Raw genomic sequence first — 14,928 nt, 5'->3', positions numbered from 1 at the left:
CTTTAGCCCTAAATGGAGCAGGCTTTGGGCAAACAAACAAAATGAGCCCCACCCTAAAAAGGATGGAGCTCATTTCTAAGCGAATATCACTTGTTATCGGTGCGCTTTTCCTTGATCTTCGCAGCCTTGCCGTGAAGGTCACGCAAGTAGTAAAGCTTGGCACGGCGCACATCGCCACGGGTAACAACTTCAATGGAGTCAACATTTGGGGAGTGAAGTGGGAACTTACGCTCAACTCCAACGCCAAAGGACACCTTACGAACGGTGAAGGTAGAACCTACACCATTGCCACCCTTGCGAGCGATAACAACGCCCTGGAACACCTGGATACGGTGACGGTTACCTTCAACAACCTTCACGTTTACCTTAACGGTGTCGCCTGGACGGAAGTCTGGACGCTCAATCAACTGGGATTGTGCAACTGACTGTGGAATCTCCATGATTCAATCATTTCTCACCCTGCGCGCAGGTCAGAGTGGGTTCAGGGCTTTGGGAATCCAAAGCCGAGCGGATATTTACTTACCAGAGCACAAACCCCCTGCGGCAGGCACTGCACTCATTTCGGTAAGGCAACTCAACTATTTTGCCACATTTAATGGCCGAACCATAGTCACATCATTGTTGATCGTATCACCAACACGGAACTCTCGTTTCCCCGCCCGCACAAAGCCAAGTTTACGATATGCCTTTTGAGCACGGCGGTTATGCTCATGGGTTCCAAGCCAAATACACCACGGCTTCGGAACACTAACACTCTCGCAATCTTGATGCGTACTGCATTCTCCGGCGTCGCCATCTACGCCCGACTTATCGAGCAAGGCATCTACACCCAACTTAGCGCGCAAGGATTGAACAGAAAACTCAAAGAGTGTGGAAAACACATACCTCGAACGCCACCGTTGATCCACATATGCCTTTGACATATAAATGAAACGCCCATCAAATGGAACGCCGTCAATCACGAAGCCCTGTGGAGCTCCCGCCGCAATCTGCGCAGTCAGATCGCCATGCTCATATAGCATATATCCGGCAATCTGCGCGGAACTATCCTCAGCGAGAAGCACTGAATAAGTGTCCTCGTCAGCCACATAGGTAGAAAACTGCTCCGCGCTCAGATTCTTCTCGATGAAATTCTCGCGCTCACGCTCAGCAATGCTCGGCGGACACGCATCTACGAAAGTCCGGCGCGCAAACTCTGCCAGCGCCACGACGTCGTCCGTCCGTGCTGCCCGAAACACCAGCTTTTCCACGTGCTCACCATCTTGAGCGCAAAACCATCCCCAGCGCGCTAGTTCCTCAAGGTCACCCTTGTCGAGCTGAGTCGCTTTAAGCTGGGCAATCATATCAGGACGCCGCTGCGCGGTGCGTTCAAGCGAACGATCACGACGCCAACGGTGCACTGCCTGGTGGTTGCCCGACGTCAAGACTTCAGGCACCGCAATTCCTCGAAAATCAGCAGGTCGCGTGTACACAGGATATTCCAGCAACCCAGCTTCGGAATGGGACTCTTCTGCCAGCGACTGCGGATTTCCTACCATGCCCGGCACCAGTCGTGATACAGCTTCGACGAGAGCCACGCTGGCCACTTCTCCCCCATTGAGCACGTAATCGCCAAGTGAAAACTCGAATACCTCTACATCCGCTCGGGCGGAATAATACTGGGCGATTCGCGAGTCAATACCCTCGTAGCGTCCACAAGCCAAAATAATATGCTCGACATTCGCTAATCTCTCACAGTGGCGTTGAGTCAACGGGATGCCTGACGGGGTTGGGATGGCAAGCACAGTAGGTGCAGAAATCTTATCGATTGCTGCGTCAATCGCTTGCGCCCACACGTCTGGTTTCATCACCATTCCGGCACCGCCACCAAAAGGAGAGTCGTCAACGGTTCGATGAATATCTTGAGTCCAGTCACGAATATCGTGAATCTCAGTGGAAATGATTCCCCTTTGCTGCGCCTTTCCCACAAGCGATAGCTGTAAAACGTCGAAGAACTCGGGAAATGCAGAGATAATGTCAAAATGCATAGATGAAACGCTCCAGCTATTTATTCGTCCGCGGTCTCAGATTCTTCATCCGCAGTTCCGAGTACTTCATCTTCTTCGCCGAGCTCATCATCGGAGAACAAACCTTGCGGGGCGTCAATAATCACGCAATGATCGTCAATATCGACCTCGGTGACGATATCACGCACAAATGGCACTTGCGTAACCCGCCCATCAGGTTCGCGCACCAGAAGCAAATCTTGGGCGGGCATCGGCTGCAAGCCCACCACAATACCCAATTCGTACCCTTCTGGGTCAAGCGCCTCCAATCCTACGAGCTCGTGGGCATACCAAGCATCTTCTTCTACGTCGTCTTCATCGGTTTCGATCACCAACTGAACGCCCCTGAGCGACTCCGCCGTGGTGCGATCATTGATTTCTTCAAATCGCGCGAAAGTCATCCCCTTGTATTCGCGAGTTTTTGTGACAACTAGCGGGCCGACGTCGGCAGGTTCAGTTTCGAGGGTAGCACCAGGATAGAGACGACGCTGCGGACTGTCGGTGCGAACGTCGAGTTTTACCTCGCCTTTGAGCCCGTGAGCGGCTCCAATAATGGCTACGATGAGCTTCACTACGTCTCCCAGAAATAGTTAATGAATTATCTTTGCGCTGTAAAATATACCTGATATGGGAAAACCCGCGCGTGATGCGCGGGTTTTCCCTTGGAAAGTATTTCAGCGATCAGTTTCGATCACATCTACTCGTACAGCGCCATTGGTAGAAAGCGCGTTGACGACGGTGCGCAGCGCTTTAGCGGTGCGACCATTGCGTCCAATAACGCGTCCCAGATCCTCAGGATTCACACGGACTTCAAGCAATTCACCACGACGGTTATTACGAGCTGTAACTTCAACGTCATCGGGATTATCCACGATTCCACGGACCAAATGTTCCAAGGCTTGTGCGAGCATCAGGCTTCCTCAGACTCTTCAACGCCAGCTTCTTCAGCTGGTGCTTCTTCGGCTTCGGCAGCAGCCTTTGCTTCAGCCTCTGCCTTAGCACGAGCTTCTGCCTTAGCTGCACGAATCTTCTCAGCATCGTTCTGAACTGCCTTAACAGCTTCTTCGCGAGCCTTGTCAGCATCAACCTTTTCAACGGTCTTCAAAGTGGATTTACCTTCGAGACCCTTGGCGGCCTGCCAGTCACCAGTGATCTTCAACTGAGCAAGAACTGGCTCTGAAGGCTGTGCGCCAACCGAAATCCAGTACTGAGCACGCTCAGAGTTGATGTCGATGGTGGATGGCTGAGTGTTCGGATTGTAGAAGCCGATCTCCTCGATAACGCGACCATCGCGCTTCTTGCGAGAATCAACAACAACAACACGGTACATAGCTTCACGGATCTTGCCCATGCGCTTTAGACGAATTTTGACTGCCACTTGTGCGGTCACTCCTGTTTCTTTGTTTCATTGGATCCTTGCTAGTCAGCGGTGGGAACACGCATTTCACAATTCTCCGAACTGAGATTCCGTTAAGATGAGAGGGTCTTAACTTCCTCTAAGTACAACATTATATTCTGCCAGAAATTGAGCCGAGATAACAGTTAGAATTTCATTATTCTCGGTGGTGCCGCCCACAGATAATCCGCAAGTAGGTAATCCACCAATATGCCGCAGCGCACTTAACTCGATTCAGCACAAACGCCGCTCCCAATAGTCGCCACCCGCTCCTCTGCCATTCAGCTCATCTTCAAGGCGGCGAATACCGCGTTTTCGCCACCTTGAACTGTGGGTAAACAATCAAAACTAGTTGGCTTGCTACTTAGGTATTTCGAAACACACGAGCGCAGAATTGTAATATGAACACTGAAACCGTAAATCTCACCAAATTCGCTTGGCTATCGATTGCTGCCGCAGTCCTCACGATCTCTATGAAAGCCGCAGCATATATACTCACAGGTTCAGTGTCTTTACTTTCCGATGCAATGGAATCGGTAGTCAATTTGGTAGCGGCGATCGTAGCATTGTACGCCTTGACGCTCGCAGCAAAGCCTGCTGATTCCCACTACACCTTCGGCCGATCAAAAGCAGAATATTTCTCAGCGGCCATCGAAGGCGCAATGATATTTGGCGCAGCTGCGCTGATACTTTTCGTTTCAGTACAACGACTCCTCTCCCCCGTTTCCCTCGATAACCTCGGAATTGGTTTGGTGGTTTCTGTATTAACCACCGCGATCAACGGCCTCGTGGGATACTACATCTTAGAGTCCGGCAAGAAGCATTCCTCACCCACGCTGGTAGCGGATGGAAAACACCTCCTTACCGACGTCATCACAACGGTTGGCGTAATCTTTGGAGTATTCTTGGTCAAGATCACTGGTCTTGAAATCCTCGATCCAATCGTGGCAATTATTGTTGGTTTCAATATTATTTGGATTGGCACAGGACTCATCCGTACCTCTTTGGCGGGCTTGCTCGATGCAACATTGCCAGAAGAAGAGAATCACACTATCGTCACAATCCTCAAATCCTTCCAATCAGAAACAGTAAGCTTTCACGGCTTACAAACGCGCCAAGCAGGCCGTTTGCGATTCGTCAGAGTCGATGTACAGGTGCCTGGCGTGTGGACAGTTCGCGAAGGACACGATTTTGCCCATCAAATCGAGGCACAAATCGAAGAAAAGCTCTCCGATGTATCCGTCACGATCCATGTCGAACCGATTGAGGATCCAACTTCCTACGAGGATATTCCGCAAGGTTTCGTTCCACTCGATGGCGACGACGGATTCGTGCCGGTTGATCTTGAAACAGGCAAGCCAATCACGTTTCAACAGTGAGACACCGGTTAGCGATGATACACTATGCATCCGCCAATGAGCACATAGCTAGGCGATAAAACAGCACTGATGTCCTGTTCAGGGTCTCGGTCGTACACCACGAGATCTGCCGCAGCGCCGTCTTCCCACGAAGTTAATCCCAGCCGACGGCGTCCACCATAACTCGCTGCTTCCATAACCGCATGCGCTGGCATGCCGTTACGCACGGCATCACACAGCTCGGTCGGAAGCCCACGCTGATCGACATCTGCTGAGGTATCCGAGCCCATCAAAAATAGCGTCTGCGCTTGGCACATCATGGCCAAATGTTCACGACGACACGCATCCATGTTCAACATTCGGCGAGCATAAACTGGATATTTGCCTGCGTCACCAGCAAATTCTGGGAACCTACTGATTTGATTCACGGTTGGCGTGATGAGCACGCCTTGCTCACGCGCTCGTACGAGCTGCTCCCAGTCCATGCCCGTACCATGCTCGATTCCGTCCACGCCAGCGTCAAGTAAATCGTCGATAGTCTCATGCGCAAACGTATGAACTGTTACTTTCGTACCTAAATCATGCGCAGCTTGCACAGCAGCCTTGAGCGCTTCGCGCGGCCACAGAGGTTCAAGGTCAGAAAGACTGCCATTTTCGCGGTTGATCCAATCGCCCACAATTTTTATCCAGCCATCAGCTCGCTCGCACTGCTTACGAACTTGTTGCACAAGATCGTGGGGTTCGGTATCAATTCCGGCGTGGCGAATATAGCGTTTGAACCGCGCGATATGCTGCCCACAGTGAATAATTCGCGGCTCGCTCTCAGTGCGAATTTGACCAGCATTGCGCTGCCCGCCGCAGTCGCGTATCGCAGTTACGCCCAGAGTTACGCATGCAGCAAGACGACGGCGTATTTCGGCGTCGTCCAGAAGCTCAGTGCTATACGAAAGCCCTGGGTGCGTATGTGCGTCAAGCAAACCTGGGTAGATGAAACCGGTGATTGTCTGACTTGGTGCGCCTTCGCCGTCAACACCTAGCGAGGGTCGAGTGTGGGAAATCTTCCCATCAACCACCCAAATCTGGTCTGCGTCAAAGCCCCGCAACTGACCGCGGAGGCAGATCGCCTCAGAGCTGCCCGCACTGGACGCCGTCATCGCAAGAACTTTGCTAGCGCTTCCATGTCTACGTTCTGAGCAGGATCAGGCGCGGCACCGAAAGCGCTACCCTTGGAAGCTGCGCCAGATTTCTGTTGTGCTTCCAATTCCTGCTGACGGCGTTTTGCTGGATTACCCGAACGGCCTTTCTTATTGCCCGAAGTCTTCTTCGCGCCTTTCTTGCGCTGCTTCTTCGTATATCCGCCGCCGAAACCTGGCATGCCAGGAATATTTGGCATTCCAGGCATTCCACCGCCACGAGACATCGCTTGCATCATTTTCTTGGCTTGCTCAAAACGCTCCATCAGCGAATTAACTTCTTGAACGCTGGTTCCAGATCCCTTTGCAATGCGCAGACGCCGCGAACCGTTGAGAATCTTTGGATCGTTACGCTCTGCTTTGGTCATGGAGCGCACAATAGCAACTTGGCGATCAATATCGCGTTCATCGAGGTTATCAAGTGCATCACGGTACTGGTTCATACCCGGCAGCATGCCCATAATTTTCTTCATTGAGCCAAGCTTGCGCATCTGCTCAAGCTGCTCAATGAAATCGTCCAAGGTGAAAGCACCCTGTGCCATCTTGGCTGCCAGATCTTCCGCTTCACGCTCAGACCATGTGCGTTCGGCCTGCTCAATAAGGGTCAACAAATCGCCCATATCGAGAATACGCGAAGCCATACGATCCGCGTGGAATCGCTCGAACGCGTCAAGTTTTTCGCCTGTTGAGGCGAACAAGACGGGCTGACCAGTCACGCCACGTACAGACAATGCCGCGCCACCACGCGCGTCACCATCGAGTTTCGAGAGCACAACGCCAGTAAAGCCCACTCCGTCTCGGAAAGCGATTGAGGTGTTGACGGCATCTTGACCGATCATCGCGTCGAGAACAAAAAGTATTTCGTGTGGGTTGACGGCATCACGAATATCGCGAGCTTGCTCCATCATCTCTTCGTCGATACCAAGGCGACCAGCCGTATCGACCACGATCACATTAAAATTGTTCTCTTGGGCGTAGCGTAACGAATCGCGAGCGACCTGAACCGGATCACCGACACCGTTACCTGGCTCCGGCGCAAAAACGCTCACACCTGCCCGCTCACCCACTACTTGGAGCTGATTTACTGCATTTGGACGCTGCAAATCGGAAGCAACGAGAAGTGGCTTTTTGCCGTTTTCCCGCAGCCAACGTCCAAGCTTTCCAGCCAGAGTCGTTTTTCCAGCACCCTGCAGACCTGCAAGCATGATGATTGTTGGTCCAGAGCTCGCCCAATTCAGATCGCGACTCTCACCGCCCAAGACTTCGATTAATTCGTCATTGACGATCTTGACTACTTGCTGCGCTGGGTTGAGAGCCTGCGAAACTACTGCGCCAGTCGCTTTTTCCCGAACTGCAGCTGTAAAGGAACGCACCACAGGCAAAGCCACGTCCGCATCAAGCAACGCACGTCGAATATCGCCAATGACGCTTTCGACGTCCTGCTCGGTGAGCTTTCCATGCTTGCGCAGGTTACGAAGCGATCCAGTGATTCGATCTGAAAGAGAGTTAAACATTCCCATACCTTGGTCTGAAATCTGCAATGAACTGTGTGTAATTCTATGTCACCACAGAGCTAGAAACGAATCTATGCTCTGCTTTAGGCAAGCAAGGAATCAACAAATGATTCCGCATCAAAAGGCGCAAGATCATCTGCGCCCTCACCCAGACCGATGAACTTCACAGGCACGCCCAGTTCGCGCTGCACAGAAATAACGATTCCGCCTTTTGCGGTTCCGTCCAGTTTCGAGAGAACAATTCCCGTAATTCCGGTGACTTCGGCAAAGACTTGTGCTTGTCGCATGCCATTTTGCCCAGTAGTAGCGTCCAAAACCAAGAGCACTTCCCGGACCGGCGCGCGCTTTTCCATGACGCGCTTGATTTTGCCCAGTTCGTCCATAAGACCAGCTTTGTTTTGCAGACGTCCTGCGGTGTCGACAATCACGACGTCGGTACCCGCCTCAGCACCGACGCGCACTGCCTCAAATGCTACCGATGCCGGATCGGCACCTTCTTGATCGGAGCGCACAACTTCTACCCCGATGCGGTCTCCCCAAGTCTGGAGTTGCTCTGCAGCCGCAGCTCGGAAGGTGTCTGCTGCTCCGAGTACCACTGAGCGATCCTGTGCCACAAGCAAACGGGCAAGCTTGCCAGTGGTTGTGGTTTTACCTGTTCCGTTAACTCCCACCATCAAGATCGAAGCGGGAACCTTGTTCCCCTCACTATCAGTTTCGGGAGCAATATCCAGTTCACGAGACTTCTCTATCGACACTAAATTGATCAGCTCAGCACGGAGAACATCCTTAATTACAATAGGATCTGTGGTATTGCGGATCTTGACTTCCTGCTTGAGCTTGTCGATTAAATACGTGGTGGATTCAAGACCAACATCCGCCATGAGCAGAGTTTCTTCGATTTCTTCCCAGTCAGAGGCCGACAAATCAGAGCGGGACAACACTGCCAGTAACGCATGCCCTAGGCCACCTGAACGCGCCAATCTTGCGCGCAACCGCTCCATGCGAGATGGAACTGATTCGGGAGTTTCTACCGAAAGCGGTGGAATATCTTCAATAACCTCGGCATCTGCAATTGCCGAATCGTCAATGGACTTGCGTTCTTCCCAAGGGAGTTCTGCTTGACCAGTATTTTTCTGCGATGAACGATACTTGGCAAGCAGAACGGCACCACCGCCGCCGACTGCAAGGAGGCCAACAACAATATAAACAATCAATTCTAGAGTCACACTTCTAGTGTGTCGTCTCGTTCTTGAAAAGGCAAGAAAAGTTTAACCTACTGCCCGTTAAGCGAACAGATGAGATAAATTCACGACACCTAAAGGCACCAACTAATAAATCTACCAGCTCACTTCGCTGAGGTGTCGGATGTCGGACCGCTCGAGAACACGCGACGACCTTTGTCTATGACCTTTTCGGATCCAACGATAATCGATTGCACAGTATCAGATTCTGCGATACTCATAGCGCGTTCATTAAGTTGATCAAAACTAACGTAACCATTGCCGTCAGCTTCTTTGAAAGTGGTAAAAACGTCTCCGATTGCCGTTTCCTGAGTCTTCACTTCAAAGGAATCTAGGTCAAGATCATCGTTGCGCCAATCACTTACGGTTTCCTCAAGCATTTTGCGCGCCTGAAGATCCTTACGCCAAAACCCCAGCAGATATAGTACGAACGCAACAGATGCACATACAGCAACAAGAAATAGCACAGCAGTAATCAACACAGTACTATTTCTATCTATTTCAGCTTTTCAATTCCATCACAGTCACCACGGTGTTGCTCACAGTATGACCATTTTCAACATCTCTGCGATGCGTTATTGCGGCACAACATCTTTGAGACGCTGAGAAATCACTGTGGTAACGCCTTGTTCTTTCATTGCAACGCCATAAAGTGCATCAGCTATCTCCATGGTTCGTTTTTGGTGGGTAATCACCAGGAGCTGCGAACTTTCTTGTAGCTCAGTGAATATATCAAGCAAGCGAGATAGGTTCACGTCATCGAGGGCTGCCTCAACTTCGTCCATCACATAGAACGGCGAGGGTCGTGCCTTAAAAATCGCCACCAAAAATGCCACTGCCGTCAAGGAACGTTCACCACCTGAGAGCAAAGACAAGCGCTTAACTCGCTTACCTGGCGGACGTGCCTCAATCTCGATTCCAGTAGTGAGTACCGAGTTTGGGTCGGTAAGCACGAGACGCCCTTCACCACCTGGGAAAAGGCGAGCAAAGGTGGAAGAAAACTCGCGTTCAACGTCGACAAAAGCTGCAGTCATGACTTCATCGACCCGTGCGTCAATATCACGCACAATTTTCAGCAGATCTTCGCGCGATTTGCGCAAGTCTTGCAGCTGCTCAGTGAGATATTTTTGCCGCTCTTCTAAAGCTGCGTGTTCTTCCAGAGCAAGGGGGTTGATCTTGCCAAGTCGCGCAAGGTCCCGCTGGGCGCGTGCCAAACGTTTTTCTTGCTGGTCACGAATGAAGGGCTGTTCACCGCCGTCGGCATCAATCCAAGGTAAATGTGGGCCAAATTCATCAATGAGAGTATGCGCTTCCATACCCAAATCGTCAATCGCTTTGGCCACAATTTGCTCATACTTCAACTTCAGCTCGGCGATTACCATCTCTTTACGATGTTGGAGATCATTTAATTGCCGTTCTTCAACTTGGAGGTCATCAAGACGCCGACGCGTCGCATTCAGCTCCGAATCGCGCGCAGAACGCGATTCTTCCGCTTCAATCCGCTGTGCTGCTACCTTTTCGAGCAGTTCTTGGCTGTGTTGCAAAGCTTTCAGCGCGTGATCACCGACTTTTTGTGCAATCTTGGCAAGCTGTTGCCGGCGCAATGCTGCCCGCTCCTCTTGCGCAATACGAGCTTCTACGGCTTCGGCTGAATTTTCCAAGGCCTGCGATTTTCCCGCGATTGCCCGCAACCGTTCCTCGCGGGTACGTAGCAGGAGGCGGGCTTCGGTTTCCCCAGCCCGAGCACTCACCGTTTGATGATGAGCCTTCTCTCGTTGGGCATTAAGCTCGGCAACGCGTTTTTCAATATCGTCAGGCTCTGCTTGCCCCAATTCTTGCTGCTGACGAATTCGCTCGCACTCTTCGTTACGAGCTTCGAGCTCAACCTCAATTTTCGCGTCTCGTGCACGGTTTCGTTCTACTTCGTCCTGAGCTGATTTCAACGATTGGCGCAAAACTCCCAATTGCGCAGTAATCGCGGCCAGTTGCGAATCACGCGCGCTGAGCTGCGCTGTTACCGATTCGAATTCTTCTTTTGTTTCAGCATGCTTCATCACACACGCGTCATGGTGTGCTTGGGCAAGTTGTACGTCCTCATGTGCTTTACGGGCTTGGGCGACGGCGTCGTCGTAGGTAGCTTGGCGAGCTAGAATCGTGTTTTGTTGCACTTCTCCGCCCCAGGCATGACGCGCTGTGAGCACGTCGCCCAAAAGCGTCGCGACACGCGGCGCACCTAATTCAAGCAGACGTTTCGCCGTCACCAAATCAACGCAAAGCACAGTGCCAGCCAAGGTTCCAACTAGCGTGGCGCTAAGGCTCGACTGCGGGTCAACAACGGAAGTCGCCAAACAAGCAACGTCTTCGGAGAAACCCGATTTTGCTAAGGCATTTTCAGCCTCATGCTCAAGATCTTCAGGAGCCTCAAGCGGCTTGGTAATGAGTAATACGAGGTGACCGGCATCCGCGTCACGAGCAGCTCGGAGGGCATCAACAGCGTCGGCGATCGAATCAACCATCACACCACCTGCAACACCCGCTAAAGCAGCTTCGACTGCGGCTTCCCAACCAGCCAATATGCGCACATTGTCACGCACAAGACCCTGAATACCGGCTCGATAAACATCTTTTGCCCACGCCGTTGCATCTTGCGGCGCGAGCGATAATGCCAAGGTGTCAGCCTTAGTTTTCCACTCAATCGCGGCCGACTTTGCCTCATTCAATCGCAGACGCGCATGTTCAACGGCGTCATGAGCTTCTTGAAGCTCACGGGCGATTTCCTCATGTGCGATCGAAAGGGTGTCATCACCGTCCGTGTGGGCAACAATATCCTGCTCCAACATCGATACCTGCGAGAATGCGTCGTCTGAGCGCTTCTGAGCAGCTTGAATCGCAGCCTGAACTCGTTGCCGTTCACCCACGAGCGCTTCTACCCGTGACGTAGCCGTAGCAAGCTGACCATTGAGCCTCGCTGCATTCTCACGTCGATCTGCCAAAGTTCGATTTATGTGGAGCAACTCTGTGTCAATATCACGTTCAATCTGCTCAGCCTTTTCCCGCTTGGCAATTGCCTCGCGTAAGGAATCCTCAGCATTCCTTACTTCTTTGCCAAGCTCCTCTTCTTCGGCACGAGCTTGAGCTGCACGTTCACGAATATGCTCAGGAGATTCTCCGCGGTGTATTTGTGCCGACTGTGCACTCAAGGATCGATGCCGCTCATTAGCGAGCTGCGACAAGGACCGGAACCGTTCTACCAGCGAATTTAACTGTTGCCATTGCTCTGTCAAACCTGCAATTTGTGGACTAGCTTCGTCGGCTGCCTGTTGTAGCTGCACAATCTGTGATTTAACGGCACTGAGTTTCTCGGTTAAGTCTTGTTTTTGCTGCGTAAGGATGCCGTCGTCCATCGACTGTGCCGATAACCGTGCCTGAGCTTGGGCGAGGTCATCAGCAAGAAGCCGCGCCCGCGCGTCAAAAACATCGCGTTGGATCACTTGGGCGCGACGAGCTGTTGCTGCTTGCCGAGCCAAGGGTCCTAATTGCCTGCGCAGTTCAGTAGCCAAGTCTTCGATGCGAACGAGGTTTCCTTGCATCGATTCGAGTTTACGCAAGGCTTTTTCTTTACGACGCCGGTGTTTGAGTACCCCCGCAGCTTCCTCGATAAAGTTCCTGCGTTCCTCGGGGGTGGCAGTAAGCACTTGATCAAGACGTCCCTGGCCAATAATCACGTGCATTTCTTTGCCCATGCCGGTATCGGAGAGGAGTTCTTGAATATCGAGCAGGCGGCACGCAGTTCCATTTATGGCATATTCTGAGCCACCCGAGCGAAAAAGGGTGCGCGTGATCGTCACTTCGGAGAACTCAATGGGCAATGCACCGTCGGTATTGTCGATCGTCAAAGAGACTTCGGCACGTCCAAGCGCAGGTCTTTTTGAGGTACCAGCGAAAATAACATCCGCCATATTACCGCCGCGCAGATTCTTAGCGCCTTGCTCGCCCATCACCCACGCCAGGGCATCAACTACATTGGATTTCCCAGAGCCGTTCGGCCCCACCACGCAGTTAATCCCTGGTTCGAATCGCATGGTCGTGGATGAAGCAAAAGACTTAAATCCACGCAGAGTCAACGTCTTTAAGTGCACTGAAACTCAGAACCACACCGAAATCTCGTATTGGGCTGATTCCACTCCATCCGAGGAATGAATGAGATTGAAGATTGAATCCCCTGGCCAGGAACGACCCAAATCACCACGGATGGTACCTGGAGCTGCCTTGGTGGGATCAGTTGCGCCAGCCAGTGATCGCACGCCTTCAACCACGCGATCGCCTTCGACGATCGCTGCTACAAGTGGCGCAGACGTCATATATTCCACCACGCTTGGATAAAATGGCTTATCCACGTGCTCATGGTAGTGCTGGGCAAGCAATTCTTCGCTTGCATCCAGCATTTTCATGGCCTTGATTTCATAGCCTTTAGCCTCGATACGGTGCAGAATCTCACCAATGAGTCCACGTTGCACACCATCTGGCTTGATCAGAATGAGAGTTTGTTCAGTCATGCCCACATTCTACTCCTTTTCAAGCAATTGCTGGAAAACATATCCATAAAGAGCGCATCTGGACTACACATCCCGACGCAACGAAACTACGTCAAGCTATCTGGCTTTCGAGCACCTAACAATTCACGCGCCTGAGCAGCCAACATTATCGAACCCATCACTACGACTGTGGCAGGAGCCGTTGCTTGTGGATCCACCGTTTCGGCAATATCAGCGGCAGCAGTAATGGCATTGCCAAGATCAGGTTCAACATTTACCCGATCTTCACCGAAGATTTCGGTGGCAATTTCGGTGAGTTCGTCAATATCTGCGGCACGTGAGCCGCCAATATCGGTAAGAACAATAGCGGCAAAGGCCGGTTCAATATTCCCCAAAATACCTTCGATGTCTTTGTCCGCCATGGCAGAAAAAACCACCACCCGCGGTCCCGGAAAGTACTCGTTGAGGGCATCAACTGTTGCCAAAGCACCAGCGGGATTATGGGCCGCATCAACGATAATCGCAGGTGAACCTTTAACCACTTCAAGTCGCCCAGGAGACGTCGTCGCCATCAAAGCGTGTTCTACAACGTCGCCGTTGAGCGATCCTCCACCGAAGAAAGCTTCCACCGCGCTGAGCGCAACGGCCGCATTCTGTGCTTGGTACGAGCCGAGCATGGCGAGTGGAACATCTACGTACGTTGCGGCAGCTGTTTTAATCGTCATGAGCTGACCGCCCACGGCGCGCTCTCGCTCAACAACACCGAAATCTTTTCCGGCAAGCAAGACCCCTGCGCCATTTTCCTGCACCGAGCGAGCCACAACCTCCATAACTTCGGGAACTTGCGCGGCACACACGAGAATCTTTCCGGGCTTGAGAATGCCAAGTTTCTCTGTTGCAATAGCACTCAACGTCGATCCCAACCACTTTTCATGGTCAGTTGCAACTGGCATCAAAACCGCCACATCACCATCGATAACATTGGTAGCATCCCAACGACCACCCATGCCAACTTCGATCACAGCCACATCAATTGGTGCCATCGCAAAGGCTGAATACGCCATCACCGTAAACACCTCGAAGAATGACATCCGCGGCCCGCCTTGTGCCAGCGAACGTTCATCAATCAATTCGATAAACGGCTTCACATCTTCCCATGTGTCGATAAAATCAGCTGCCGAAATGGCACGGCCATCAATCGTCATACGCTCGCGCACTGAAGAAAGATGAGGCGAGGTGAAACGCCCTGTACGCAAGCCCCGCTCACGTAAGATCGCTTCAATCATTCGCGCAGTGGAGGTCTTTCCATTCGTGCCTGTGATATGGATCGAACGATAAGAATCTTGTGGATTACCAAGCAGATCCAGACAGTCGCGAACTCGATCTAGCGAGGGTTGGACTTTGTGTTCCGGAGCTCGTTGGGCAATCTCTTCATAGATTTCCTGAACCCGCCCCTCTAAGGCAACATCATTTGCCAATTGATACGTAGGATCAGGCTCGGCCTTAATCTCATCAATAATTGATGGATCAGGGCCCACAATTAGTCCGGAACTGAGCAAAGCTTCGAGCGCACTCGACTCAAGATCGTTTTGATTCGACTCCAGATCGTGCTCATCAGGCACAAGATTCTTATCGTTTTCAGCCAT

The 14,928-nt window shown here is 51.9% G+C and carries 13 protein-coding genes; 1 reads left to right on the top strand and 12 read right to left on the bottom strand.

The annotated features are described in order from the left end of the window. Positions 1–86: 86 nt before the first annotated feature. The 5 genes from rplS to rpsP form a co-directional block, all read right to left on the bottom strand. A complete protein-coding gene (gene rplS / locus EZJ44_RS07810; RefSeq protein WP_131282071.1) occupies positions 87–440 on the bottom strand; it encodes a 50S ribosomal protein L19 in 354 nt (117 codons plus the stop codon). Between the two features lie 138 nt (positions 441–578). Next, on the bottom strand, positions 579–2,027 hold the full coding sequence (trmD, locus tag EZJ44_RS07805; protein WP_131282068.1) for a tRNA (guanosine(37)-N1)-methyltransferase TrmD: 1,449 nt from the start codon (positions 2,025–2,027) through the stop codon (positions 579–581). A 20-nt stretch (positions 2,028–2,047) separates the two neighbouring features. Beyond that, positions 2,048–2,617 carry a ribosome maturation factor RimM gene (gene rimM / locus EZJ44_RS07800; protein ID WP_131282065.1) on the bottom strand — a complete coding sequence of 190 codons (570 nt, stop codon included), beginning with the start codon at positions 2,615–2,617 and terminating at the stop codon, positions 2,048–2,050. Positions 2,618–2,719: 102 nt separating this feature from the next. After that, a complete protein-coding gene (locus EZJ44_RS07795; protein ID WP_131282062.1) occupies positions 2,720–2,956 on the bottom strand; it encodes an RNA-binding protein in 237 nt (78 codons plus the stop codon). Then, the gene (rpsP, locus tag EZJ44_RS07790) at positions 2,956–3,423 is read right to left on the bottom strand and encodes a 30S ribosomal protein S16 (protein ID WP_131282059.1); all 468 of its coding nucleotides are present in this window, start codon (positions 3,421–3,423) and stop codon (positions 2,956–2,958) included. Before rpsP ends, EZJ44_RS07795 begins: the two co-directional genes overlap by 1 nt. A gap of 419 nt (positions 3,424–3,842) precedes the next feature. On the opposite strand from rpsP, the gene EZJ44_RS07785 reads away from it, so the two are divergent. After that, positions 3,843–4,820 (top strand): cation diffusion facilitator family transporter, encoded by a 978-nt coding sequence (locus EZJ44_RS07785; protein WP_131282056.1) that lies wholly within the window; start codon positions 3,843–3,845, stop codon positions 4,818–4,820. Between the two features lie 8 nt (positions 4,821–4,828). Here EZJ44_RS07785 and EZJ44_RS07780 read toward each other — a convergent pair whose 3' ends face one another. The 7 genes from EZJ44_RS07780 to EZJ44_RS07750 all read right to left on the bottom strand — a co-directional run bounded on the left by EZJ44_RS07780 (position 4,829) and on the right by EZJ44_RS07750 (position 14,928). Further along, the gene (locus tag EZJ44_RS07780) at positions 4,829–5,953 is read right to left on the bottom strand and encodes an amidohydrolase family protein (protein WP_131282053.1); all 1,125 of its coding nucleotides are present in this window, start codon (positions 5,951–5,953) and stop codon (positions 4,829–4,831) included. Then, positions 5,950–7,506 (bottom strand): signal recognition particle protein, encoded by a 1,557-nt coding sequence (gene ffh, locus EZJ44_RS07775; protein ID WP_131282050.1) that lies wholly within the window; start codon positions 7,504–7,506, stop codon positions 5,950–5,952. Before ffh ends, EZJ44_RS07780 begins: the two co-directional genes overlap by 4 nt. An 83-nt stretch (positions 7,507–7,589) precedes the next feature. Further along, positions 7,590–8,732 carry a signal recognition particle-docking protein FtsY gene (ftsY, locus tag EZJ44_RS07770; RefSeq protein WP_131282047.1) on the bottom strand — a complete coding sequence of 381 codons (1,143 nt, stop codon included), beginning with the start codon at positions 8,730–8,732 and terminating at the stop codon, positions 7,590–7,592. Between the two features lie 119 nt (positions 8,733–8,851). After that, positions 8,852–9,229, bottom strand: a complete 378-nt coding sequence (locus EZJ44_RS07765) for a hypothetical protein (protein WP_131282044.1) — start codon at positions 9,227–9,229, stop codon at positions 8,852–8,854. A 93-nt stretch (positions 9,230–9,322) separates the two neighbouring features. Next, positions 9,323–12,829, bottom strand: a complete 3,507-nt coding sequence (gene smc, locus EZJ44_RS07760) for a chromosome segregation protein SMC (RefSeq protein ID WP_241658643.1) — start codon at positions 12,827–12,829, stop codon at positions 9,323–9,325. A gap of 63 nt (positions 12,830–12,892) precedes the next feature. After that, on the bottom strand, positions 12,893–13,303 hold the full coding sequence (gene ndk / locus EZJ44_RS07755) for a nucleoside-diphosphate kinase (protein ID WP_131282039.1): 411 nt from the start codon (positions 13,301–13,303) through the stop codon (positions 12,893–12,895). 86 nt (positions 13,304–13,389) lie between these two features. Further along, the gene (locus EZJ44_RS07750; protein ID WP_131282037.1) at positions 13,390–14,928 is read right to left on the bottom strand and encodes a bifunctional folylpolyglutamate synthase/dihydrofolate synthase; all 1,539 of its coding nucleotides are present in this window, start codon (positions 14,926–14,928) and stop codon (positions 13,390–13,392) included.

The organism is Arcanobacterium bovis, from assembly GCF_004331995.1.
In the GTDB taxonomy this organism is placed as follows: Bacteria; Actinomycetota; Actinomycetes; order Actinomycetales; family Actinomycetaceae; genus Arcanobacterium_A; species Arcanobacterium_A bovis.
This window is presented reverse-complemented; position numbering and strand designations above follow the sequence as displayed.